This window comes from Anabaena sp. CCY 0017 (assembly GCF_963920885.1).
Lineage (GTDB): Bacteria > Cyanobacteriota > Cyanobacteriia > Cyanobacteriales > Nostocaceae > Nodularia.
The window spans coordinates 23,231-49,632 of the sequence record NZ_CAWUDG010000022.1; the positions used below are offsets into that span (position 1 = coordinate 23,231).

At 38.9% G+C, this 26,402-nt stretch carries 13 protein-coding genes; 6 read left to right on the forward strand and 7 right to left on the reverse strand.

The features are described from left to right. Positions 1–27: 27 nt before the first annotated feature. Positions 28–282: a mersacidin/lichenicidin family type 2 lantibiotic gene (locus tag ACM0OW_RS20480; RefSeq protein ID WP_414551983.1), complete on the reverse strand. Its 255-nt coding sequence runs from the start codon at positions 280–282 to the stop codon at positions 28–30. A 203-nt stretch (positions 283–485) separates the two neighbouring features. Between ACM0OW_RS20480 and ACM0OW_RS20485 the strand changes: the two genes are divergently transcribed. From ACM0OW_RS20485 to ACM0OW_RS20505, 5 genes are all read left to right on the forward strand, one after another. Beyond that, positions 486–1,661, forward strand: a complete 1,176-nt coding sequence (locus ACM0OW_RS20485) for a sigma-70 family RNA polymerase sigma factor (RefSeq protein ID WP_414551984.1) — start codon at positions 486–488, stop codon at positions 1,659–1,661. A gap of 14 nt (positions 1,662–1,675) precedes the next feature. Continuing rightward, entirely contained in the window at positions 1,676–2,833 is a 1,158-nt protein-coding gene (locus ACM0OW_RS20490) for a DUF1822 family protein (RefSeq protein ID WP_414551985.1), read from the forward strand. A gap of 364 nt (positions 2,834–3,197) precedes the next feature. Beyond that, entirely contained in the window at positions 3,198–5,729 is a 2,532-nt protein-coding gene (locus ACM0OW_RS20495; protein ID WP_414552020.1) for a CHAT domain-containing protein, read from the forward strand. Positions 5,730–6,088: 359 nt separating this feature from the next. Next, entirely contained in the window at positions 6,089–7,567 is a 1,479-nt protein-coding gene (locus ACM0OW_RS20500) for a ShlB/FhaC/HecB family hemolysin secretion/activation protein (protein ID WP_414552021.1), read from the forward strand. A 487-nt stretch (positions 7,568–8,054) separates the two neighbouring features. Then, positions 8,055–12,845 (forward strand): CHAT domain-containing protein, encoded by a 4,791-nt coding sequence (locus ACM0OW_RS20505; RefSeq protein ID WP_414551986.1) that lies wholly within the window; start codon positions 8,055–8,057, stop codon positions 12,843–12,845. A 66-nt stretch (positions 12,846–12,911) separates the two neighbouring features. On the opposite strand, the gene ACM0OW_RS20510 is transcribed toward ACM0OW_RS20505, so the two are convergent. Then, positions 12,912–15,185, reverse strand: a complete 2,274-nt coding sequence (locus ACM0OW_RS20510; protein WP_414551987.1) for a caspase family protein — start codon at positions 15,183–15,185, stop codon at positions 12,912–12,914. Positions 15,186–15,457: 272 nt separating this feature from the next. Between ACM0OW_RS20510 and ACM0OW_RS20515 the strand changes: the two genes are divergently transcribed. Next, positions 15,458–18,208: a hypothetical protein gene (locus tag ACM0OW_RS20515; protein WP_414551988.1), complete on the forward strand. Its 2,751-nt coding sequence runs from the start codon at positions 15,458–15,460 to the stop codon at positions 18,206–18,208. 545 nt (positions 18,209–18,753) lie between these two features. Here the strand turns inward: ACM0OW_RS20515 and ACM0OW_RS20520 are convergent. The 5 genes from ACM0OW_RS20520 to ACM0OW_RS20540 form a co-directional block, all read right to left on the reverse strand. Beyond that, positions 18,754–20,889 carry a S8 family peptidase gene (locus ACM0OW_RS20520; RefSeq protein ID WP_414551989.1) on the reverse strand — a complete coding sequence of 712 codons (2,136 nt, stop codon included), beginning with the start codon at positions 20,887–20,889 and terminating at the stop codon, positions 18,754–18,756. A gap of 203 nt (positions 20,890–21,092) precedes the next feature. After that, entirely contained in the window at positions 21,093–23,654 is a 2,562-nt protein-coding gene (locus tag ACM0OW_RS20525; protein ID WP_414551990.1) for a tetratricopeptide repeat protein, read from the reverse strand. 152 nt (positions 23,655–23,806) lie between these two features. After that, entirely contained in the window at positions 23,807–24,322 is a 516-nt protein-coding gene (locus ACM0OW_RS20530; protein ID WP_414551991.1) for a tetratricopeptide repeat protein, read from the reverse strand. 109 nt (positions 24,323–24,431) lie between these two features. Next, complete coding sequence (locus ACM0OW_RS20535; RefSeq protein WP_414551992.1) at positions 24,432–25,097, reverse strand: DNA-binding response regulator; 666 nt, start codon at positions 25,095–25,097, stop codon at positions 24,432–24,434. A 534-nt stretch (positions 25,098–25,631) separates the two neighbouring features. After that, complete coding sequence (locus ACM0OW_RS20540) at positions 25,632–26,384, reverse strand: zinc metallopeptidase (RefSeq protein ID WP_414551993.1); 753 nt, start codon at positions 26,382–26,384, stop codon at positions 25,632–25,634. Positions 26,385–26,402 lie beyond the last annotated feature (18 nt).

Sequence of the window (26,402 nt, forward strand, 5' to 3'; positions counted from 1 at the left end):
GAAAACTTTTTTTTCCAAATATTTTAGTTAACAACTGTACGTAAACACAGTTGGAGCAACCATTGCACAACAAATTTCATATTTGATAGTGATAGTTCTTCTCTTGAGTTCAAGAGTTTCTCCACTTCTTTTTAGATTACCTCCTACGATAGTTTCCATAGTCGTATTTGTTAATTCAACCATCCCTGCTGGATTTTCGGGCAATTGAGAACGCTGTTCTGCACTCAGGCTGTTGCGATAGTCTTCATCTTTCCAAGCGCGGATAATATCGATATTAGACATGATTTTTTTCCTTTGATGTTTTGCAATGATTTTCAGAATTGACCTGGGTTTAGGTCTTTCTGGGGGTTTCTACGATGGCTTTGAGTGTTTATGCACCCTCTAAGAAAATTTTTGGTAAAAATCTGAAAAATGCCTGGAACGCTGTGTATTACAATTAAGTAGAAATTCGTAACCTCTAAATTTTCTATACTCACAAAATATTTATGCAACCCCGACAGGGCATTACGGAAATCTTTTCGACCTTTGTGCAGTTGGATGCAGATAGGTTCAACGTCTGGGCTACAGATAGCAAACTACAGCGAAGTATCAAAAAGTGCTTAAAGCAATACCCGCAACAGAAATCTGATAATTTCTGGGTGCTTTATTGGTACAAAATCTGGGAAATAGAATCCAGCCCTCTAGCAGTGGGACATATTTCGGCTTATTTACAAGAAGTCTGTTATTGGGTTTCGAGAAAAATCGCCGTAAATTTTATCAGTCAATATTCTCTTGCTGATTGTTTTCAAATGGCGATTTCCTGCATTTATAAAATTCTCAAAAATTTTAATCCTGAATACAGTACAAATTTAAAAACCTATGCTGTATATGCTTTTGAACGTTTCCTCAAAGATTCATTACGTCTAGGAAAGGAAGCAGATATATGTACAGATTGGGCTTTACTACATAAAATTAGTCGCAAGCGGTTGGTAAATTCTTTAACGAATGCTGGTTTTAATAGTCAAATTATCAATAATTACGTCTTAGCTTGGGAATGTTTTAAGGAACTCTACACCAGTGACAACCAAACTATCCGTCAGTTGGGAAAACCAGATACTACTACATGGCAAGCAATCACTCAGCTTTACAATAGACAAAGCTTGAGTCAACTGACTCCAGAAACTTTGGAAAAATGGCTGAGTACCTGTGCTAAAGTTGTACGAGACTTTCTTTACCCCAAGTTTGTCTCTGTCGATGCTCCGTTTAATGGGCAAGAATCAGGTAATTTATTAGATACATTACCCGCAGATTTACCAGCATCCTTACTCACAGAAATTATTGCTCAAGAAGAGTCTACAACCAGAGAAACACAACAAGCCCAATTAAACCAAGTTTTGATGGATGCTTTAGCCGCGTTGGATATTCAGGCTCAAAAATTACTCCAAGCTTATTATCAGCAAAAGCTAACTCAACAACAAATTGCTCAACAGCTAGAAATTAAGCAATATACAGTCTCTCGCCGTCTTACCAGCATTAAACGCTCATTACTCACTACCCTAACGCAGTGGAGTATAGATAGTTTGCATATCTCGCCTACATCTGTCGTAGTGGATGCAATAAGTAAAAATCTAGAAGAATGGCTCAATAATTACTATAGCCATGCCCACCCACCTGTAAAGTAAAACCTCTTGAGATTATGTTTGATGCTTCTCTTGCTTTCGCTGTTGATAATGACTTAGTTCTAGAAATGATTCAGACATCACCACCTCTAGAACATAACTACTCTACCTCTGGTGCTTATCAACGTGCTTGGCTCAATCAAATTTGTTTAACTACATTTTTAGCTTGGTTGCAAACCGAAATTACACCCAATGCGAGAGTGCATCCCAACACGACGACGTTACCCAATTTTTGGGAACTAGTCAATGGTACAGCGATGAGTTTTGATAACTCACGTTTGGTGTTAATTCCTACTTTAGCGATGGATGTGGATGAGTTGCGTGTACCTCAAGAATGGGTGGATATTCCAGAATGGGTGGCTGATTATTATTTAGCTGTGCAGGTAAATCCTGATGAGAAGTGGGTGAGAATTGTCGGCTATACAACTCATCACCAACTGAAAACTTTGGGGGTTTATGATGCAGGCGATCGCACTTACAGTTTAGAATCAGATCATCTCATCCCAGACTTGAATGTGCTTTGGGTAACTCGCCAATTGCATCCTGAAGAAACTAGACGTGCGACGGTTGCGCCCCTACCACCCTTACCGCAAACTCAAGCAGACAATTTACTGGCAAGATTAAGTAACGCAGATATTAAATTTCCCCGCTTAGAAGTTCCCTTTCCTCTCTGGGGTGCATTAATCACTCATGGCGGTTGGCGACAACGCTTGTATGAATTGCGCCAAGGAGTTACACAACCAGCCTCAATTGGGCAGTGGTTTCAGGATGGTGTATCAAATTTTGCTCAACAACTTGGCTGGGAAATACAGCAATTTACAGCCTTACCTTCAGGGATGAGGAGTCGAGAAAGTCAAACATCTATTTTCGGCTTATCTCGCCAAATTTTAGTAGCTGATGATACTTATGAATTACGAGTTTTCCCTAAAGGCAATCCAGAAGAACAAATTTGGCGCTTTGAATTACGCAATGCAAAATTAAAAAATATGATTCCTCTAGGGTTGCAACTCAGACTACTAACAGAAGACTTACAACCATTTCCCAACAATGAAGATACAGCCACAACGCCTGTAGAAGAATTGTATGTAGAAGTAATGTTAGAACCCGGCGAAGGATTAGTTTGGGAAGTCACGCCTTTACCGACAGAATATGAGCGCGAAATTTTACGTTTTTAATTGCCGTGGTATTGTTTATAGGACTTACGCAAAAACTCTGGTGAAATTCTCTTAACTTAGTGTCCTTTTTGTCCTTCTCCCAAAGGGAGAGGCTAGCGCCATAAGCGAAGCTATGCCGAAGGCTTTATGCGGTTTGTTTCTTCATAATTTTCTGTAAGTCCTGGTTGATAGTCTTAATTTAATCTGAAGCCATAAGATTGCACATCGGATAAATGTCATGACTTAGCGATGACATTTGTCATATTCAGTCAGTCGGCGTGAATGAAATTCTCAAGAGGTGTGGGAAGTGGTAAAAAATCAAGGATATAGAAAAAACAAGTTAATCAATTTTTGTTTGCTGGCTGTGTTAAATATATTTCTATGTATTGTTGTGACTCCAGCTTTCGCAAATATTGCTCAAAATCGAATAAATCAAGATTCACCTGCAAAAATCGCCGATAGCCAAATCCTATATGAAAGTGGCAGATTCGCCGAAGCAGTGGAGAGTTTACAACAAGCCGTCCAAGCATATCAACAGCAGGGAGATACTTTAAAACAAGCTGTAGCTTTGAGTAATCTATCACTGGCTTATCAACACCTTGGTGATTGGCAAAAAGCACAAATAGCAATTACCAAAAGTTTAGATTTACAAGGATTTCAACAACAAAGCACAACCAATAAAAATTTAGCTGTCTTGGCTCAGACTTTAGATATTCAAGGGCGCTTACAACTGTTAACAGGAAAGGCAGAAGCTTCTCTTGCTACTTGGACACAGACTGAAGATATTTACACCAAACTAGGAGATAAAAACAGTATTGCTTTGACGCAAGTTTATCAAGCTCAAGCATTACGCAATCAAGGTTTTAATAAGCAAGCTATTGATAAACTATCACAGGTAAATCAAACTTTAGAATCTCAAGGTGATTCTTTAGCAAAAGCAGCAGTTTTGCTTTCTCTGGGTGACACATTAGAAAATGTCGGAGACTTAGAAAAATCTCGTCTGGCTTTAGAACAAAGTTTAGCAATTTATCAAAGTTTAAAATTACCGCAAAATATGGCTTTAAGCCTACTTAGCTTAGGTAATAATGCTCGGATTCAGCAGAAGAATCAGCAGGCGATCGCATTATATCAACAAACATTTGAAATATCAACTTCGCCTCTGACAAAAGTTAAAGCCAGACTCAATCATCTGAATTTACTCATTGCGGAAAAACAATTTGCCGCCGCACAAATTTTAATTCCCGAAATTCACTCTTTACTTGCACAACTACCACCTTCACGCCCATCAATTTACGCCCGCATTAATTTTGCTCACAGTTTGGGTAGTTTAAATACTCCCAACTCCCAAATTGCTCAACTCCTAGCTACATCTGTCCAACAAGCCCGGAGTTTAGATGATATCCGCGCTGAAGCCTATGCTTTAGGCAACTTGGGGACTTTGTATGAAAAAACACAACAATTTTCTGAGGCTATGAAGCTGACACAACAGGCTTTAGTGTTGGCGCAAACCAGCAACGCTCCAGAGATTACTTATTTGTGGCAATGGCAGATGGGTAGATTATTCAAAGCTCAAGGTAATTTTAACAGAGCGATCGCGCCGAGCGCCGTGCCGAAGGCGATCGCTGCTTATGATGCAGCAATAGAAACATTAGATTCGCTACGTACTGATTTAGTAGCAGTCAATCAGGATATCCAGTTTAATTTCCGAGACAATGTAGAGCCAATTTATCGTGAGTCGGTGGCTTTAATACTACAAAATTCTGGCGAAAAACCAAACGTTCAAACATTAGATAAAGCTAGAACCCGCATAGAGGCTTTACAGTTAGCAGAATTAGATAACTTTTTCCGAGAAGCTTGCTTAGAAGGACAGAGAGTACTTTTAGATCAATTAGTAGACAAAGAAAATCCCAACACTGCTATACTTTATCCAATTATTTTGCCAGAAAAACTGGAAGTAATTGTCAAAATTCCGCAACAACCACTGCGTCATCATACAGTTAAAAAATCCCAAGTCGAAATTGAGCGCACCTTGGCACAACTGCGAGAATATATTTTAGAACCAGATAGAACAGAAGAAGTACAAGCTCTTTCCCAAGAAGTCTATAACTGGTTAATTAAACCTCTTGAATCTGATTTAATTACAGCTAAAGTTAATACCCTGGTATTCGTTCTCGATGGAGCATTAAGAAATATCCCTCTAGCGGCTCTTTATGATGGTGAAAAATATTTGGTAGAAAAATACGCTGTTGCTCTGAGTTTAGGGCTTCAGCTATTAGCTCCCAAACCTCTGGCTCAAACACCAGTGAAAGTTCTGGCTGCTGGTTTAGTGCAACCACCGCCGGATTTCCCCACATTTCCACCCTTACCAGGAATTAAGTTAGAATTTGACCTGATTGCTCAAACAGGAGCATCTACCAAAAAACTACTAGATAAAGACTTTACGAGCAGTAGTCTGGAAAACAATGTCAATACTGTGCCTTTTAATGTTTTACATTTGGCAACTCACGGGCAGTTTAGTTCTCGCCCGGAAGAGACTTTTATTTTAGCCAATGATGGGACGATTAATGTTTTAGAGTTCGATAATTTACTCCGCAGTCAGACGGATACTAGTAGGCAAATCTTAGAATTATTAGTTTTGAGTGCTTGCCAAACTGCTACAGGTGACAATCGGGCGACATTGGGGTTGGCAGGTACAGCAATAAAAGCAGGCGCACGCAGTACAGTCGCTTCGCTGTGGCACATCAATGATCAATCTACTGCTATCTTAATTGGTGAATTTTACAATGAATTAGTTAATGGTAAAGTAACTAAAGCTGAAGCTTTACGTCGCGCTCAAGTAAAATTATTAACCAAGTATCCTAATTATAGTCGCCCTGGTTACTGGGCTGCCTATGTATTAGTTGGTAACTGGTTTTGAGTAAGAATATGGAAGAACGAACCGCCAAGACGCAAAGAACGCCAAGGAAAGAGGTTTTAATAGGTCTTTTTCATGGGTATTCTATATTTTTATTAAGTTGGGATGCTGTCAAAAAATCACTGTTGTTTTGGTTGCTTCTGAGTATATTTCTATTGCCAGCTAAAGCCGAAGAAGTATCAAGGGGAAATTTCATCTTTTCCCAAAGATTCCCGCCGCCGCAGGATATCCAACCACCTTCACCTGCGCCACTCCCAACACCGCAATCGCCATTACCTCCACCAGCAGACTTACTTCCACCTTCGCCGCCAAGTTCCACCCCAGAAGAAGTATTCCCCAGTGAGGCTGATCAAACTATTACTGTGGAACGGTTTGAAGTTATTGGAAGTACGGTATTTAGTCCTGAAGAATTAGCTGAAGCCGTGGCTGAGTTTACCAAACGGCCAATCACAATGAGGGAAATTTTTCAGGCTCGTTCTCAAATCACGGAACTATACGTCAATAAAGGCTATATTACTTCTGGGGCTTACGTTCCACCGCAAAAGATTCAGTCTGGTGTGATTAAAATTCAGGTGGTGGAAGGTCGATTGGAGGACATTAAAATCACTGGTACTCAGCGACTGAACCCCAATTATATCCGTAGTCGTCTAGCGATCGCCACAACACCACCTCTAAATCAGCAACGGTTACTGGAGGGATTGCAACTTCTACAACTTAATCCTTTAATCGAAAATGTCTCAGCCGAACTTTCAACCGGGTTGCGCCCCAATACAAGCCGGCTACAAGTGGAAATTAAAGAGGCAAAATCGTTTAGCGCCCAAGTAGTTTTAGATAATGGGCGATCGCCAGCTGTAGGTAGTTTCCGGCGGAGGTTACAATTTAAAGAAGCTAATTTATTAGGAATCGGAGATGGTTTGAATGTAACTTATACCAACACCGATGGTAGCAATACCTTGGATGCCAGTTATATACTGCCTCTCAATCCTCACAACGGAACTCTCAGTTTTAACTTTGGTACTGCGTCTAGCAATGTGATTGAACGTCCTTTCAACGTTCTAGACATCGAATCCTCGTCTCGTTACTACGAATTGACATTTCGCCAGCCATTAGTCCAAACTCCCACGCAGGAATTTGCCTTGGGTGTGACAGCATCTCACATCGAAAGTGAAGCTTCTTTTGTGGAACAAAAACGCATACCTTTTCGTTCCTTGGGTTCTGATGAAGCCGGACGCACAAGCATATCAGCATTCCGGTTTTTCCAAGAATGGACGACTCGCAATAGTCAGGAAGTAGTTGCTCTCAGGTCACAATTTAATTTGGGTATCGGTGCGTTCAATGCCACAATTAATCCCGAACCACCCGATAGTCGCTTTTTCAGTTGGCAGGGACAAGCGCAGTGGGTTCGTCTGTTAGCTCCGGAAACTTTACTTCTAGTACGTACAAATACGCAACTTGCATCTAGAGCGCTTTTGCCTTTAGAGCAGTGGGGCTTGGGAGGCTTGGGTAGTGTGCGGGGTTATCGTCAAAATTTCTTGTTAACTGACAATGGGGCTTTAGCTTCTGCTGAAGTGCAAATACCAATCCTACGAGCAGCTAATATAGGTGGGATGTTGCAGGTTATTCCCTTTGCAGACTTTGGTGTGGGTTGGAATAATTCGGGTAGAGAAAATCCTCAGCCTAATACTTTAGCCGCTATTGGTTTAGGTTTGCAATGGTTACAGGGAGACAGCTTCACGGCTCGTCTTGACTGGGGTATTCCTTTAGTATCTGTTGACTCAAATAATAGAGGGACATGGCAAGAAAATGGACTGTACTTTTATTTGCAATACAACGCTTTTTAAAATGGTTACGTGGATGCTTGACATCCTCACCGGGCTGAAGCCACGGTGATTCCAAGAATCACTTCTTGGGTTTCCTCTTTCCGCGATGAGTTTTTGCCTCAAACATTAGAGACGTTGGGAGCAATACGAAAATGTGAGATCGAATTTTATATCTCAATTACCAGGGCTGATTCCTAATAAACCCTGGTCGAAATTCCCTATTTTTACCTTTTATAAGTAGCGATTACACAATATTCAGGTAACTTATATCACCAATTTTCGCAAATCACAAAATTGCATTGCTCCCAGAGACGTTTATCTACCTTGCCATGATCCGGATTATGGTGAGGCGATTGGCATAAAATTTTACCCCTCAAAACTTTTCAAACACCCTCTAAGGTATTGTGAGAAAACTGTGATTATTCTTGTATTTTTGCATAAGCTGGATAGCTGCCAGAAGTATATAAGAATTGAACAGGCTGTTTACTATACAGGAGAGGAATTACCAATGTCCAATCGACTGAAATATCTCGCCTTTGTCACCCTAGTATGTACTCTGAGTTCTTCTGTAGGGTTAGCCGCAAGTAATTTGGCAGACAAGCAAACATTAACAGAAGCGGCTACTTCACCGCACTTGCTGACACAAAATTTGCAGACAGAGGCAGATACGCTGTTTGAAGAAGCGAGAAAACTACATCGTCAAGGATACTTCCCAAAGGCGCTGGAAAAATATCAGCAAGTGTTGGAAATACGGCGACAACTACAAGATAAATCAGGAGAAGCCGCTACTCTCAACGAAATGGGTGACATTTACAATTTTTTAGGTCAACCCTCCCAAGGGCAGGAAACTTTGCAACAAGCTTTATCTCTGCGTCAGCAACTGGGAGAACAAGCCGCAATTGGCGAAACCTTAGATAATATTGGCACAAGTTACAGGCTGCAAGAAGACTATAACCAAGCCTTGTCATATTTCCAACAAGCCTTAAAAATTCGTCGAGAACTCAATGATAGAGAAGGTGAAGCTAAGACTCTAAGTAATATTGGCTTTACTTACATTTGGATGAATCAGTATCCCCAGGCGTTAGAAAATTTGCAGCAGGCTTTAGCAATTAATCGAGAAATTAAAAATAGACGGGGTGAAGGTAGAACCTTGCTCCGAATCGGAATCTTTTATTCACAGTCAAATAATTTAGATCGGGCAACAGAATTTTTACAACAAGCATTAGTATTACACAGAGAAGTAGGAAATAAAAATTGGGAATCGACAACTTTATCCCTGTTAGGAGATATTTATGAGCAACAAAAAGATGATGTCCGTGCTGTGGAATTGTATCAACAAGCATTAGTGATTGCACAAGAGCTTCAAGATAAAAAGTTTACAGTTAATCTTCTCATGTATATAGGAAATATCTTATCTCAAGACGAGAAATATAATCAGGCGATTGAACTTTATCAGCAAGCACTGCCCATTGCCCAAGAGGTTTCTAATAATAAATCGCAAGAATCTGACATTCTTTTCTTCATGGCTGGTAACTATGTCAGGCTAGAAAAATCTGAGCAGGCGATTAAACTTTATCAGCAAGCCCTGCCGATTACCCAAGCAATTCCTAATAATAAATCACGAGAGTCTGACATTCTTTTCCTAATGGCAATTAACTATTCTAGTCTAAAAAACTATGAGCAGGCGATTAAACTTTATCAGCAAGCCCTGCCCATTGCCCAAGCAATTCCTGATAATAAATCACGAGAGTCTCTGATTCTTTTATTAATGGCTAATGACTACAATATTCTAGGAAATAGTGAGCAGGCGATTAAATTGCACGAACAAGCATTAGCTATTCGCAGAAAAATTAAAGATGAACCAGCGCAACTGGAAAGCCTGACAAGTATTAGTTTAATATACTCCTTAAAAGTAGCAAATGCTATAACTCAGGGTTTACATTCTCAAGCTACAGCAGAAGCTACTAAGCTGATAGAGGTGGCACAGTCAGCATTAACCCTATCCCGAAAACTGGAAGAACTAAAACCACAAGCTACTGCTTTAATTCATTTAGGACAATCTTATTATGTATTGAATGAAAGTACAAAAGCAATTGGATTATTAAAACAGGCGGTGAGTATTGCGCGAACAACCGAAGATTTAGAGATAGAAAAATCAGCTTTGTATCTTTTTCAAAATATTTACAACACAACAGGAGACAATCGCCAAAAGATAGAAATCAATTTGCGACAATTAGAAATCGCGCGAGCGCAAAATAATAAATTTGAAGAAGCAAAAATGTTAGGTAGTTTAGGTATGAACTATGCAGTAATTGGAGAGCATGAAAAAGCTATTGACACATTACAGCAAGCTTTAGTTATATTACAGTCAATGGAAACCGAACCTAGAGTTTTACAAAGAAAGATTAGTGTCTTAAATTCATTAGCTTCAAATTATAGCCCAATTGGGGAATATAGCAAAGCAATGGATACTGCTCAACAGGCGTTGCAATTAGCAAAAACTTCAGAGCAACCAGAATTACTAGCAAATTCACTGTTGAATTTAGCTCATTTTCATGATAGGATAAACAATGATTTAGCAAAAGTTATTGAACTCAGTCAGCAAGCTTTAAGCATTGCCCAAAAAATAAAAGCACCCCAAGTTCAAGCAAACGCGTTACTCAAGTTAAGTGATGCTCATAGAAAACAGGGAAATTACGTTCAAGGTCTAGAATTTGCTGAACAATCATTAACCATTGCTAGACAATTAGAAAATCCTTACTTAGAACAAAGTGCGTTGTCTACGCTAGTAGATATCTATAACACACTAGGGCAAATAAATAAGGTAATTGCAGTAGCTGAACCAGCTTTAATATATGCCAAAAAAAGAAATAATCGCCCCTTAGAAGCAGATTTATTAATTAATTTAGGTGATGCTTACGGTACGATGGGCAATTATCAAAAAGGGTTGGAATTAGTAGAGCAAGGTTTACTAATTGCACAACAACTAAAAAATCTGAGTTTAGAATCAAAGGCTTTAGAGAGACTAGGTAATATTTATCATTCGCAAAAGGATTATCAAAAGGCTTTGGAGTTGACGCAAAAAAGTTTGGATATCGCTAAACAACTAGAAAGTCCACCTTTGCAACTATTGCCTACATTCACTCTTGCTAGTATTTACGGTGATCTGGGGGAATACAAGAAGAACATTGAGTTATCTCAGCAAGTTGCCGAAATTGCACGTAAACTTGATAATCGGTTGTTAGAGAGTGTAGCTTTACTTGGTATGGGAATTGCTGATTTTTACCAAGGTAATACCCAAAAAACCATTGAAATGGGCAAGACAGCTTTAACTATTGCCCAGGAAATTAATCAACCTATCTTAATAGCATTATCACAGATAATCATCGGTGTTGGTTATGGAGAATTGGGTAATGACCAACAAGCAATTGATAATGTCCAAAACTTTTTAATATTTACACGCCAAGTGAAAAACCCAGTGTTGGAAAAAATAGCACTAACATTTTTAGGAAGTTTACATCGCAAATTTGGCAGAAATAAAGAAGCAATATTTCACTATCAGCAAGCTTTAGAAATTACCATAGAGCAGCAAATAGCTGGGGCTGATAATACTATGATTAATGCAGGGTTAGGTCGGGTATATCGGGATTTAAATCAACCGAATGTTGCTATTGGTTACTACAAACAATCTATCAATACAATTGAAGCAATCAGAAGTAATATTGAAGGTTTACCGCCCCAGTTACAACAATCATTTATCAATGCCATATTTGACTTAGACAAAATAACAACTGCTGATAATTATCGGGAATTAGCAGCATTATTATTATCTCAAGGACGTAATATAGAAGCACAGCAAGTTTTAGAGTTATTAAAGGTTAAAGAAATTAGTGAATTTACTGGAGGTGAAGAGGAAAAATTACAAGGATTGCTCACATCAGGGAAAATAGAAGTTCAAAAAGCAGAAGAGACTTTAATTGCTTTTGGTCAGCGTGTGAATGAGTGCGAACTTCAACAATGTAGCAACCTCACAGAACTGCGAAATCAACGAGATGATTTAAATCGAGAATTTGCTCAAAATATTCGAGAAATTGAAAAATATCACGATAATAAAGACCCAAACCTCATTTATCCAGGCAATTTCCTGGATGCTGCTCAAAAGATTGTTGAACAACCAAGCACTATCTTAATTTATCCCTTGGTCTTAGAAGATAAAATCTGGATTCTTTGGGCATCTCAAGGGGTAATTATTAAAACGGTAGAAGTTGAAAATGTTGATAAAAATCAGCTAGATGCAACTGTAGCAAAATTTAGAGATTTATTAGAAAACCCAACTTCTGATATTGCTGAGATTAAAACCACTGGGAAACAACTCTATGACTGGTTGATTAAACCCATAGAATCAGAAATTAAAGCGAATAACATTGAAAACTTAGTCTTCTCTCTCGACCGTTCCACCCGCTACATTCCCATGAATGCTTTGTTTGATGGTCAGCAGTATCTCGTAGAGAATTATAACGTTTCGACAGTGATTTCTGCGGGGTTAACAAATATGAGCGATCGCCTACCCCCAAATATAGACGAGACACAAATTTTAGCCCTGGGTTTATCTGATGCTAAATCTGGTTTTAATGCCTTACCTAATGTACTTTCAGAAGTAAATGCAATTGTCAGAACCAACTCAAAAGAGTCTCAAGGTATTTATCCCGGCTTAAAGTTCCTCAACCAAGAATTTACCTGGGAATCATTACGTGATAACCTCCAAGGTAAGAAAATTCTACACATAGCCACACATGGCGCATTTGTGCCTAAAGACCCACAAGCTTCTTACTTATTATTAGGTAATGGTGAAAAGTTACCCATTGCAAATATTAATCTCTTGCAAAGTTGGGATAATACCCATTTAGTGGTGCTGTCAGCTTGTGAAACGGCGCGCGGTGGGGCTAATCAAAATGGGGTGGAAATTTCGGGTATTAGCTCTTATTTTCTCGGTACCAATAAAGCTCAAGCTGTAATTGCTTCCCTTTGGCAAGTTAACGATGCTAGTACTAGCCAATTAATGCAAGGATTCTACAGTAATTTGGCTGAAAATGACAGTCCTACGAAAATTCAAGCTTTGCGCCAAGCCCAACTGAGTTTATTGCAGGGTAATAATTCTACAGTCAGTTCAGACAAAGAACCACGAGGAATTAATGTTGAAATTTTACCAGATGCACCTTCCAGAAATCAACGGAGTGCTAGTGGTTATTCTCATCCTTATTACTGGGGGGCTTTTATTTTGATTGGGAATAGTTTGTAAGATGCGATAAATCTCAGAAAGACCCGATTTATCGCGTCTCTACAAGGAGGTGGTGAAAATCTTTGGTTAACTGACTACTTCAAATGCGATCGCCATTGCTGCTAATCTTTCAGTATCAATACCACGAACATCGGCTGGCAATGGTATACTTTCCCCATTGTTGCTGCTGCGTGTAGTTGCATCCAAGTCGTTGAGCAAATCATTGGTTAAACCCAAAATTTCATCAGTCACAGGTACAGGACTACGTTTGTTTCTCAAACCTCTGGTTTCGGCGATTTTCTCTAATGCTTGCAAAGAAGTTCGCAGAGGGGCTGTACTCGCGATAATCAGTGCCTCTGAGATGCCTAAAGTTCCGCCAATGGTGAGTTTAAATCCATCATCAGCTTGGGGAATTATCCGTTGTTGCGAAGGCTGTATCAATGTCGCACCTTCTACGGCCGACCAGTCAAAGGGAAAAATCACGCTCATATCGCCGACTGCATTAATGACCAAAATTGTCACGTAAAGTGGACGAGATTCCTTATTTTCCACCTGAAAAGTAATCTCAGTCCCCAGTGATAATTTTGGTATACCAGAATCGGCTGCATTCACCAGGGAAACTGGTACTGGTTGATTTGTCTCTTTTGTAACTTGTTTTACAGCCCCACGAGTTGTAAAAGTTTCACTAATTAGTTTTTGATTATCAGCCAAATTCATCGAAGCAGTAATATTGATTCTGGAAGAATTGGTATTACCTAGCATTTGCTTAACGATTCTGGTGGCTAACAAGGAGCGCAACTTAGGTTGTAAACGTTCCACAGCTTGAATTACAGTTTCCTGTGGTTCACCAAAAGAGTTAGGAATAATTTGGTCTAGACTGGGTAAGAATAACCCAAAACTACCCACTTCTGGCAGATTAGTTCGTCTGTTTTTCTGTAATTCTTGATACTTGCTCTTAGTCATCTGACCAAAGATATATTGCAGTTCTTCTCTGCCCACGGTTTTGGGTTCAATACGCTGTAGCTTTTGCAGTGCTTGTCTTGCTTGTTGTGCGGTGTTATTATCTAAAGAGTTATCAATGCCAATTTTTAAAGTTAAATCACTAGGGATACTACGGATACGCTCTTGTAATATTGTTCCAGGTTCTAGTGTTCCTCGTTGTCCTGTAGTCCTTTGCAAAGTACCTTTACCGACTAATCCTTGCCGAGAATCTAACTTGACTAATCCTCTTTGACCACCGCTAGAATCTAAAGCGATAAAATAGGGGTTATTTGTAAAGGCTTCTAAGCTGGCAGAATCTAGACCTCCCAGCCATAATTCTACTTCATTACCCTTGACTTGGGTAATTACAGCCTCCGCCGATAGAGATTGTTTAGGGGTAAAATAGATAGATGCGTTGGCATTTTCTGGACTCAGATTTGACTCAAATTCTGGGTTTTGGATAATCCCTTTTTCCCACGCCAAACTGTTTGTACTTTGACGAACATTCAACATTGCTCTACTGACAGGTTCATTCCCTGCACGTTGCCAAAGATACTGAGTAAACAAGTAACTAAACGCACCTGCGCTAAAATCGCCAAAGGGAAAATCAACAGCTAATTGTTCTCTTCTGGCGCTGGCGATCGCCACACCTTTAGCAATATTTTCCCGACGTTTTCTGATAAAATCTTGGGGAGACATTCCCAGTTTTCCCAACCACTGACGCTGATAATCAAGTTCCTCTCTACTAGGTTGGAGAAGCTTTCCACCATCAATAGACCGCACCCGGAATATTCCCCTTGTACCACCACCAGAATGACAACTATCTAAAACAACAGTGACATTTTCTGTTTGCAACGCAGACATAAGTAAAAACAGCGTATGTCCCATAATGTGCTGCACTGGTCCACCTTCAAAGGGATATCCCAGTGGTAAATCACCATCGATAGGAACCAGCGTACTATTCAACCCGTCTGGGGAGTCGCCGTCAAGGTCTTGGACTCGTGAACCGTGTCCAGAGAAGTGAAACACCACCACATCCCCCGGTTTGGCTTGTTTAATCAGATGTTCTTCAAAAGCCGTCAGTATATTTTGACGAGTAGCCTGTTGATCTGTCAAAGTCAGGATATCTTGGGGGTTAAAACCAAAACGGTAAGTCAATAACTCCTTCTGCATCAACACATCATTAACACAGCCAGACAAAGGCGGAATACCAGAATATTCATTAATACCCACCAGTAGCGCCAATTTACGGGGTGTGTTTTGAGCGAGAACTTGACCATAGCGATCGCCTTGCTGCATAATATCCCATTGGCTGATACCTAAAGTTGCCAATGCAGAACCAGAAAATTGCAGAAATTGACGACGTTTAATGTGAGACATAGTAACTTTTAATTGAGGATTTGCTATCTATCTATATTTCTGGGAGATTTCAGAGTATGCAACTTTTACTCTTTCTCTCCGCCTCTGCGCCTCTGCGTGAGACTGAGTACGTCGAGAATGATTTTCTGGTTTATTATCTTGGTTGATGACCAATTATAGATTTTATAAGGCTTTGAGTGAGAATTTTGACGAAAAATACGAGTACAGACTGTATAAAAGTCGTGCATCTGTGGCAATAATAGTTATGTAGACTATATAAACACAGGTGAACCATGAGGGAAATTGGTTTTGTCAAGTGGTTTGGTGGGTATGACTCCACAAGAGGAAGAGAAAATAATTTTGGGTATATTCAACGTGAAGATGGATCACAAATAAAAGTCTATAGAGAGCAACTTCGTTGTGAAGAAACTTGTTTAAGCGAGGGAATATTAGTTACATTTAATGTAAAAATAAATTCGCAAACTAATAAAGCAATAGCTAAAAACTTAAATTTATTTAAGGAAGTTGGCAAACTTAAAAATTTTTGTAACTCTACTCATCCCAATAATTATTGGTTTATAGATTCTGATTATCAAGATAATATATTAGTACATAAAAAAGAAATTAATTGTTCCGAATTAGATTTACAATCTGGAAAATTTGTGAAATTTGAATTGCAACGAGATGGCAATGAATGTAAAGCAATAAATGTACACTTACTTAATAAAGAAGAAACAGATTCAGATATTATTGAACGTTGTCTGAGCCACAAAGATCCTAGATTTTGTGCTTTTGGACTTTGGGGTTATCTCAATAATCATTCTCTAGATGAAGCTGTATCTTTAGCATCTCAAAAATTAAACAGATACGCATTATGGGAAAAACGACGTTTTTTACGTGATCTACCAGAACCTATATCGCTTTACTTTGAAGTTGAAAGTCTTACACCAGTATTACCTGATAAAGATCAACGTCAATTATTCTTACAAATTTTAACGGATGATTTCACTAAAGAAATAGATGATAGTTTACGAGACGACATATTTAATATAATAAACAAGTCTCAAAATCTTAATTCAAATTTATGCAATAAGGTTATAAATAAGTTGTATGAATTATATTTAGATGCTCCAGAACATCGTAAAAAACTGAATCAAGAACTACAGATCAAATGCTTAATTGAACTTATAAGTCATGTGCAAAATGATTCTCATATTAAAGAAACACTATTAAATGATTTACAAGATATTTTAGAAGTTTCAACATCAATTTCTCTGTGGGGCTTAATACCTAATTATATTATTCTAGAAAAACAGATTTGGACTATAGCACCGCGAGATAGACGTATTGGAATACTTGTTAGTCAAATTAGTAATCCAAAAGATTTAAGTCATCAAGATAAATTTTTAGAAATTGCTAAAATACTTGAAGAATCTGCACTAGAAGAAATTCCTTCACTAATTTCCATATTTCAAGATAAATATTGGATTAAAAGTCACGATGCTATTTTAAGATTTTTACCACATATTGAACAAATTACTATCCTTGTAGACAAATTTAAGAATAATGTTAATGATCATGAATTTATCATAGCTAGAATTTCACAATTACTAACTGAAAATTTAAACAATAACCTTCCGAAACTGTTGTCTTTACTACCAGAGAGTGTAAAAAAATACGATGAAATATTAGAGTTTTTGCCAGCACAGGAGAAAGTTAATATACTTTTATCCAAACTCAAAAAAGAAGATGCAGTAGAAAATAAAGATATTATCGTAAAAATAGCAAATATTCTCAAAACTTTTTCTATTAAAGAACAGATTGAATTAATAGAAAGACTACCAAAATGGTTAAAATATCAAGAACCCATACTTCAATGTTTTTCTTTCTTACCTCCAGATGAGCAAGTTAATTTAATATGGTCATTAATAGAATCTGATGACTTATCCTTTTGGCATTATTTATCGAGAAAAGCAAAAATAATGTGTGTTTATCGGTTGCAGAAAGAAAGTAAAAATACATCTAACTTTCTAAAGGCATTGGATAAAATCATAGAAAATTATCCAGAAAATGACTCTTTGGTTAGATGCGTACTCAACATTATATGGGTGAAAGAAAATCAAAATAGTGCTAATCAAGTTTTTCAAAAAGTACATGACCTGTTAACAGATTATGTACTACAACAAGCAAAGACTTCTTCTGAAGCTATAGATATAGACCCATTACTTCCCTTATGTAAACCTAAAAAAGTTAAATATTGTGTCGCAAAACCTTGGGCAACAGATGAAGATAAGCAGTTAAAAACTAACCGAGTCTCTCGTGCTTACTGCCCACGACTAAGAACAGATTGTGATTTATTCGACTCTAAGAAAACCGATACTTCCAGTTATGGATCATCTTATGGTGCGCGTCTTTATGCTGATTGTTCACAAGATTGGAGAGATTGGTCTTTACTAGAACTTTTTGAAATAGCAGACATCGTACCAAAAATTAAGGAAATGGAAAAACCTGAAGATTATGTTCCAAAGTTATCAGGTTGGGTTAATCGCATTAATGAAATTCGGTTAAGATTGAAATGTTCCGTGTGTGAAGATACGATGCCACATCATCCCTTCTATGCTACGTTTCAGGCTAAATTCAGGGTAACAGTTTTCTCTTGTAAACATGGAATTGGTCATGACCGTAATATTTACTTAAATGACTGCTGGGGATGTGAGGCAATAATTGATAGTCGAGAAAGTAAATATAAATCACCAGAAAAAAGATATTATATTTGTATTCACTGTGGAAGTGGAGCGCAATACAGTAATATTTATACTCAAGGAGATATTTGCCCAAAATGTGGCACACCAGGAATGACAGTCAGCAAAGGAAATTATCGCTACCGTCAATGTCGTTCCTGTAATCACCAAATCAAGCTACCTAAAGATAAGAAGATAACTGGACCCCAATGCCCTCAATGTGGAACAAGAGGAATGATGCTGACAGTTAACGAAAAAAATCAGCAAGTTCGTGTTTGTCGCTCATGTGGATATACAAATTAAAAATGTAAAATTTTGAACTCGATTTAAAAAATTTACGGGAGTTACGTAAATCTGGTTATTTGCAGGATTTATGCAGTCTGACTCACCCTACAACAGATTTTTGGTGTGACACTTGCGTAAGTCCTATATAAGTTGGTTTGGATGAATAAGAATAAGTAAGTAGGACTTACGCATTGACAGGAAGGAACAAATAGGGGGTATGGGTTTCAGGGATTTAAACCTGGTTTTTTGACAATTTTTTAGCGATCGCTATTGATCTGAATTTCATCCTCTAAAACCTGAAACAACCTAATTTCGTTCATACACATGACGGTTAATTTGTACAGTGCGTAAGTCCTAGTAAGGAAGTCTCTGCTGTTTTCATTCTACAAGTTACAGCGATTTTCAGGTAAATGAACCACAGTTTAAAATCTCACGCAAAGGCGAGGCAGCGCGGTCTTGGGGGTTTCCCCCATGAGCGACTGCCGTAGCAAAGGCGCAAAGTAAGAAAGAAATACAGATATCAGCTTGTGGTCTAAATACATGAAAACTGCTGTAATTACGAATTAATCATCATGTTTTTTCACAGCCTGGACTGCTGCATCAGCATTCACCAATCCTTGACCAAAGAGGTGTTGTTGAACTTGTTTTGATGGTGAACCGTAGGATTTGATATCTTCATCGGAGATACTCAGCCCTTGATAACTGGCTGTAGATTTGAGAATATCAGTTAAGCGATCGCGATTCAATCTTCTTTGACGGTCTTCTCCTTTCATTAAGGCCACAACCCCAGAAACGGCTGGTGCAGAGAAAGATGTACCTTGTACCCACCAATATTTACCTCTGGAATCAACCTCAGCAGACCAACGCGACGTGGGATTTGGTATTCCTTGCCAAAAAGCACTTAGCCAAGTTCCGCCTGTGGTGGGGATTCCACCTAACAATCCTGGTGTATCTAAATCGCCTCCTGGTGCAACTACATCTAATCCCACTCCGTAATTACTATAAGACGCACGATGACCCCTGAGATTAGTTGCTCCCACAGCCAAGACTCCTGGATAAGCGGCAGGGTAAGCTGCTCGGTCACTGTTAGAATTACCAGTAGAGGCGACAATTACCAAGTTAGGATAGGCTTTGAGAATGTCAGCGATCGCTTGTTCTTCTTGTTCACTAGGCAACATTGCACCCAAGCTAAGATTAATGATATCAGCACCGCGATCAGCTGCATAGCCCAAGGCTTCAATATAAGTAACAGGATTAAAACTACCATTTAACCCAAATACCCGCACTGGTAAAATTTGAGCGTTGGGTGCTACACCGACTAATCCTTCACCATTTTTCGGTTTCGCTGCGATTGTACCACTGACTTGAGTACCATGAAATTCGCCTCCGACTCGGCTAGTGCGGATTATGTAACGTAAACTATTGGCAATTTCTTCTAGTGACGCATTTGGATATCGTCGTCTCAAAGTGACGAACTCTCGCGGATATTGCTGAACTAATTTGGCATCGGATAGTTTAAAAGTATCTTGAAATTGTGACCCCAAAATTGCCAGTTCTGTAGGATTAATGCGAGTATCAGCATCACCAATTTTACAGGGATCAGGGTTATTCCCACCACTAGAAAAATCCCAGCCGTGAACTTCTCCCGGACATTTATCAGCCGATTGCACTTTATACAAACTATCTGCCAAATCAGGGTGATTCCACTGAATTAGACTATCTAAAACTGCCACAACTACACCCTGTCCGCCGTTGCTATTTTTCCAGGCTTCTTTGACGCGGATATCTGTGCGGGGAATAGCAGATTTAGTTGTAGTCTTGGGTTTTTGTAAACAGCTTTGTAACGCCTCCCAATTAGGTATATCCTGCTGTAGACATTGTTGCATGGGTGTGCTGTCCAAATGCCAAGCTAAACCTAATAAGTTGCTTTGGGGTGAAGTCTCTCTATTCACTTGGGCAACCGTCTTGGGTATACTCTTATTCAGTTGCCATTGTTCCATGCTCTGGACTTGTGGAACAGTCGTTTCTAAGTTTCTATTCCTGACAGACTGCACAAAGTTAGGTGAAACAGAATTTATACCTTTAACGGTAGTGAGTTGGTTAGCAACACCGAGAACTTCTGCACCTGATGCAACTGTAGATTTAACCAGATAGCGATCGCTATGAAAGCGTAATTTCCGCACAACTTCTAAATTATTTTGTTGTAAAAGTTCTTTTCTTTCGCTTTGTGATAATTTAGAATCAAAGCTGAGGATAATTTCATTAGGTAAAACAATCACATCCTGCTCGTTGTTGCGACTTAGTACAGGTAAGGTACTTTGGACATAGGGTTGCTGCTGAATACTCTGCTGTACAACATTTCCCGCCGACTGTGGCACAGTCACCACAGCATAGTTTTCACCCAAAGGATTGACTATGGGTGGTGTAGTTAATCTTGTATTGCGCTGGATATCTTGTTGGAGTTGCAGATATAGAGGTGTGGCCGCCGCTAAACTGCGAGTTGGAGGTAAATCTTTAAAAGATACGGCGATCGCATCTTGCCGTTGATTTAGCGGTATGCGTTCCCCTTTATACAGATAAAATAAATCGCTGTTTTCTTGTGTTTGAGCAATTGCAGATATCTGCTTTGGCATTGAGAATACATCCAAGCCAGACCAAATAAAACCAGTGAGGACAATGCAAGTTGTGATGCGTTTCATAAAGTTGTTTCCTTGTTTTTTAAATGAACATTTGAAGCACCAGGCGACTAGAAGTCGCGGCTACACAGGCGAAACCCACCTACGTGGGTTGAAAACCTCGATTTTCTGTGAGTCCGCGCAGGCGGACTTTGTTTGTATAGCCGCGTTCGCCCTTGGCGTTGCGGTAGCAATTTTCCAATCGCCAGGCTTCTTCAGATTCCCCACTATTCAGATTCCCCAATTAAAGTAAATGCAGCCCAATATTTAGGATCAGGATGTGTTTTCATAGTGTTAAGCATGGCGTTTCTTAAGGCGGTAGCTTTGTCAACATTTTGTTGTAGATTTTGATAAAAATCAGTCATTAACACAGAAGTAGAATTATCATCAACAGCCCATAAAGAGACAATCACACTGGGGACACCAGCGCTAATTAAAGAGCGAGATAAGCCAATGACACCATCACCAGTCACCCGTCCCCGTCCGGTATCGCAAGCACTGAGAACAACTAAATCTGCATTCAGCTTCATGTTAAAAATGTCTTCAGCAGTGAGTAAACCGTCATCTTGACCAGAGGGTGCTAAGGCGATCGCACTTCCCAAACCCCGAAGATCATCAAACAATCCATGTGTGGCTAAATGAATAATTCTGGCTTGGGTCATTTGCTGGACAGTCGCAGCTTTAGTGGCTTGATTACCTGTTATGGCTTGAGTTTTAAACAGTGCAGCAATATCTTTGGCTTCCTTTTCTGCCCATTTCAAGTTAGATAATTGTTGAGCCGGTTTTCCTGGTTCTAACACCACTTTTGGCATAGTTGGATTACCAACCACCAAAACTTCCCCTTTCCCAACCCCCGATTTCCCGTTCCCCATTCTTTGCTGACGAGTTAAATCTAAAACTTGAATTGATGGTGCAGTGAGGATAGTATGTTTTTCAATTAAGTATTTGCCTTTGTCATCTTGTAGTGCAGGGAAGGGTACGAGGAATAATTCACCTTGAGGAACGAAAATCACACGTTCATTTTCATTGCTGGGGAGAAGGTCGGCTATGGGTTCAATTAGTAGTTCATGGAGTCGGCGGAATTTTTGTTTTGCTTTGGCTGCATCATGAATTTGACTGACAATAACACCACGACCTCTAGCACCAATGGATTGACGGCTTGTAGTAACCAGTTCTGCCAAAGTTGTATTGTCTTTTTCCCAGAGGGATTTGAGGTCAGCTTGGCGGAAATTGATTTCACCTGTGGGTTTGATTACCCATATATACAATTCTGATTCTTTAGTTTGTGATTTACCCTGAATGTTGAAATCATCAGAAATAATTGAATATTGGATCAGGGTAGCATTTTTCACTTTAGCAATTTGTTTAATTTCTGCGATTGTTGGGGAGGTAGAGAATTGTGTTTTGGTATCAGGAGATAACCGGGAAACCAGTAACTCCACAAAAGCACGTCCTCGTCCGCGTTCGGATATTTCTAAGGCTGTATCAGTTTTATTTTGGGCAATCAGGACTTTTTGTAAATGATTGTAGATGCGACTTTGCGTTTCAAAAATTGAGACTTTTTCACTATCTTTTAATTCTCGACCTCGTAGAGATTCATAAACTTTTATTCCTTCCAGTAGGTTACTCTCCGCTAAAGAGAGATTTCCTAGTTTGTATAAAGAAACTCCTAAATTATCCAGTGACTGACCCTCACCCAGACGGTCTTTGATTTCTCTAGCGATCGCTAAACGTTGTTGATGGTAGTTAATAGCTGTGGGGTAATCTCCCAAAGCATTGTAGGCAACACCGAGATTTCCTAGTGATTGACCCTCACCACGACGGTCTTTGATTTCTCTAGAGATCACCAAACTTTGTTGAAGGTAGTTAATAGCTGTAGAATAATCTCCCAAACTATAGTAAGCAAGACCCACATTTCCCAGTGCATTACCTTCACCAAGACGGTCTTTGATTGACCGCGCAATCCCTAAACGTTGTTGATGATAGTCAATAGCGGTGGGGTAGTCTCCCAAATGATGGTAGGTATTACCGAGATTTCCCAGTGTCGCACCCTGACCAAGAAGGTCGTTGATTTCCTTAGTAATCGCTAAAGCTTGTTGATGGTAGTTAATAGCGGTGGGGTAGTCTCCCAAATGATGGTAGACAACACCAAGATTTCCCAGTGTCGCACCCTGACCACGAAGGTTGTTGATTTCCCTCGCGATCGCTAAACCTTGTTGATGATAGTCAATAGCGCTGGTGTAGTCTCCCAAAATATTGTAGACAACACCGAGATTTCCCAGTGTCGCACCCTGACCACGAAGGTCGTTGATTTCCCTCGCGATCGCTAAACCTTGTTGATGGTAGTCAATAGCACTGGTGTAGTCTCCCAAACTATGGTAGGCAATACCGAGATTTCCCAATGCATTACCCTCACCAAAACGGTTGTTGATTTCCCTCGCGATCGCTAAACCTTGTTGATGGTAGTCGATAGCTGTAAGGTAGTCTCCCCAAGTATAGTAGGCAGCACCAAGATTTCCCAGTACATTACCCTCACCAAAACGGTTGTTGATTTCGCGGTAGATTTGGAGTGCTTGTTGCCAAGACTGCAATGCGCCCGTAAATTGACTGATATTAAATTGCTCAATACCTTGCTGTAAGAGTCGGTCTGCCTCTGCTTTCCGTTCATCTGCTGTTTGTGCCAAGACAGGCGAAATTTGTAAAAAACTAGGTAATTTGGTAGATACAGGCATAAAAGCAGTCAGGATGAAAAAAATAAATGCAGTGGTGCTGATTGTCCGATAACGCATGGCTGGTATTTGCAGTTAGGAGTTTCTATATCAGGAGAGGCGTTGACAACATATATCTCTAATGAGTTCAGGGATATGCAAAAATGGAGAAGATATAACAGCTACAACCGGATATGGATAAAATTTACCAACCCGGTTTTAGCCAAATAGCTCTAAATCGCCTGTATTTCCTCAATAGCATTATCTGCTCTTTGGGCGAATTCTAATTCTCCTTCTTGAGTAAATAGGGTTGATGCTTGACGTAAATCAGCGATCGCGCCTGGTTTATCTCGTAACTTCATCAGGGTAATACCTCGAAAATAGTACGCATAAGCAAAGTTAGGACTAATTTCTAAGGTTGTGTCAAAATCATCCTTTGCTGTGTAATATTTATTTAAACTCAAATTACTTAATCCCCTACCAAAATAGGCAAAAGTATTATCCGGTTCTAAATTGATCACTTGATTAAAATCTGCGATCGCTTCCTGATAATTGTTTTCTTTTAATCTATCAAAACCCCGTTCTAAGTACATTAAAGCATCATCTTCATTTGTAGAATCAGAAACTTGTGCTGTGACTGTAGATAATATTCTCGGCTGATTTGCCCATAAATTTCTCGCTTCGGCTTTGGGTGTAATTGCTATGGTGCTTAATACCATGATTACTACTGCTAAATTCAATTTCTGCATTTTTATGGCTCCTTGGTTACTCGTACTGTCTTATAATTTTCGCCTTCTATATACCGATACTTCTCAGATATGGTGGGGTTATGCAAAAATTTTGTGATTTTTGAGCTATTTAATTAATCAATCCCATTTCTCTAGCTCTAATTTGTGTAATCACCCGTAAATTTTTTCCTTGGATTTTCAACTCTTCACAGTCAATATTTAACGCGTTTTGCAGTCCATCCCAATAATGCCGTACCATCCGTTCAGATACACAAATATGTCGCGCGATCGCTTTATCCTGTAATCCCTCTTCAAAGGCTAATTTCAATAATTTTAACCATTCTGGCTTGACTTCTATTTCGTTACAATTTTTTTGAATATCTTTAATGTGAGTTAATCCCTGTAAGCACCATTTAATTCTGGTGAGAATTTCTGCATAACCAAGGCTTTTATTTGCTAAAACAAACCCTCCTTGATGTTCAGCAATTTCTGACTTAATTTGAATTAAATTATTGATGTGTTCACTCTGCACCATAATATTTAAATAAGGATACTTTTTCATTAAAGTCTTTAACAATTGTATGCCTGTAGAAATTCGTGGTGATTCTCCATGCTTTTCAGGTAGTAAAATGTCTGTAATAATTAAGTCAGGCTGTATATTTGAAAACTGTTTTAGAACGTCTTCAGCCGTCGTTAATGTTATGGTTTTAGCTTCTGAATATTCATCTGTGAGCATGGCAATTGTGCCACCAATAAATATTTCATGAAAATCAGTTACTACAATTTGCTGATTCATTTTATTTATCTCCAATTTTAATAATAGGGAATGGGGAATAAGAATCATAGACTAGTAAAGCACGGCGTAAATATAGTGATTCCCATTCAAGTGAGGTACAAGCAGTAATAACTAAACGCAGATGGACGCAGATAAACGCGGATAATTTTGTACTTTATTAGACTAGGAAATGCTATAATCCAACCACGCGAAGTCAATCAGGACTTACTTACGCAAAAACTCTCTCAAACCCTTATTCCTCTGTGTTCTCTGCGTCTGGTGTGGTTAGTTATTCTGTAATCCGCCCTGCGGTGCTAGCATTTTCGCTTTCTACATATTTATACTTCTCACTCCTATTGGGTTTATGCAAAAACATGGTAATTTTTTGGCTATTTAGTTAATCAATCCCATTTCCTTAGCTTTAATTTGTGTAATCACCCGTAAATTAATAGGACTTACGCATAATCTACGTTTTCTTGGCGTTCTTGGCGGCTTGGCGGTTCGATAAATCAAGATTTTTGGTAATTGTTGCGTAAGTCCTGATTAAATAGCACTTTAAGCAAATAGCAAATATAGTCTAGAGGAGCGTAAATAAGTTAAAGCACAATGAAACAAAAATTTTCTGGCTATATTCTGTTGCTTCCTGTCTAATATTTTGTATTGCTGCAATAAACGTAGTCCTATTACAGAAGCGTGGATCTCGGTTATAAAGATGAGCAAACGAGATATTAATGTACATAAAATCGATACTAACATGAAGATTGTATATATCACTAAACAAAATATTGCCAGGGGTAAAGTTATGGGAATAAGTAACAAACTCACAACTAATTGGAATAACTTAATTTTTTGAAACCATTGATAACTTTGCCGTTGTCTTTGGCGTTGAATAGCATATCCAAAAGGAGATAAAGCTTGAGATATTTTAAATCCGAATAAAAACATATACCCAACCATTGAAAGATAATTAAATATTTTTAAATGGTTGAAAGATTTACCCAAATTTTCCATAAATTTCATTTGTAGGGCATGACCTACTTCATGTGCTGCGAGCGCAACTGCTATGATGGAATTAGAATTAGCGACATCTTTTGACAAACCCACAAAATTGAGCATCGGGCTATAGCAATTTTGGTGGTCTTGAGTAAAACAAACTTTCACATCCGTTCGTCCCAAGTCCCGCAGAATTACGCGACTCATTTCAGCAGCACTTATCTCAGCTAAAGATACTTCTAAAAGTTGGTGCTGCAAAGAGGGTTTTAACCTAAGTTCTTGAAAGAAATTATGCCAATAGGGATTTAAAGTCATGATAAATTGTGTAATAGA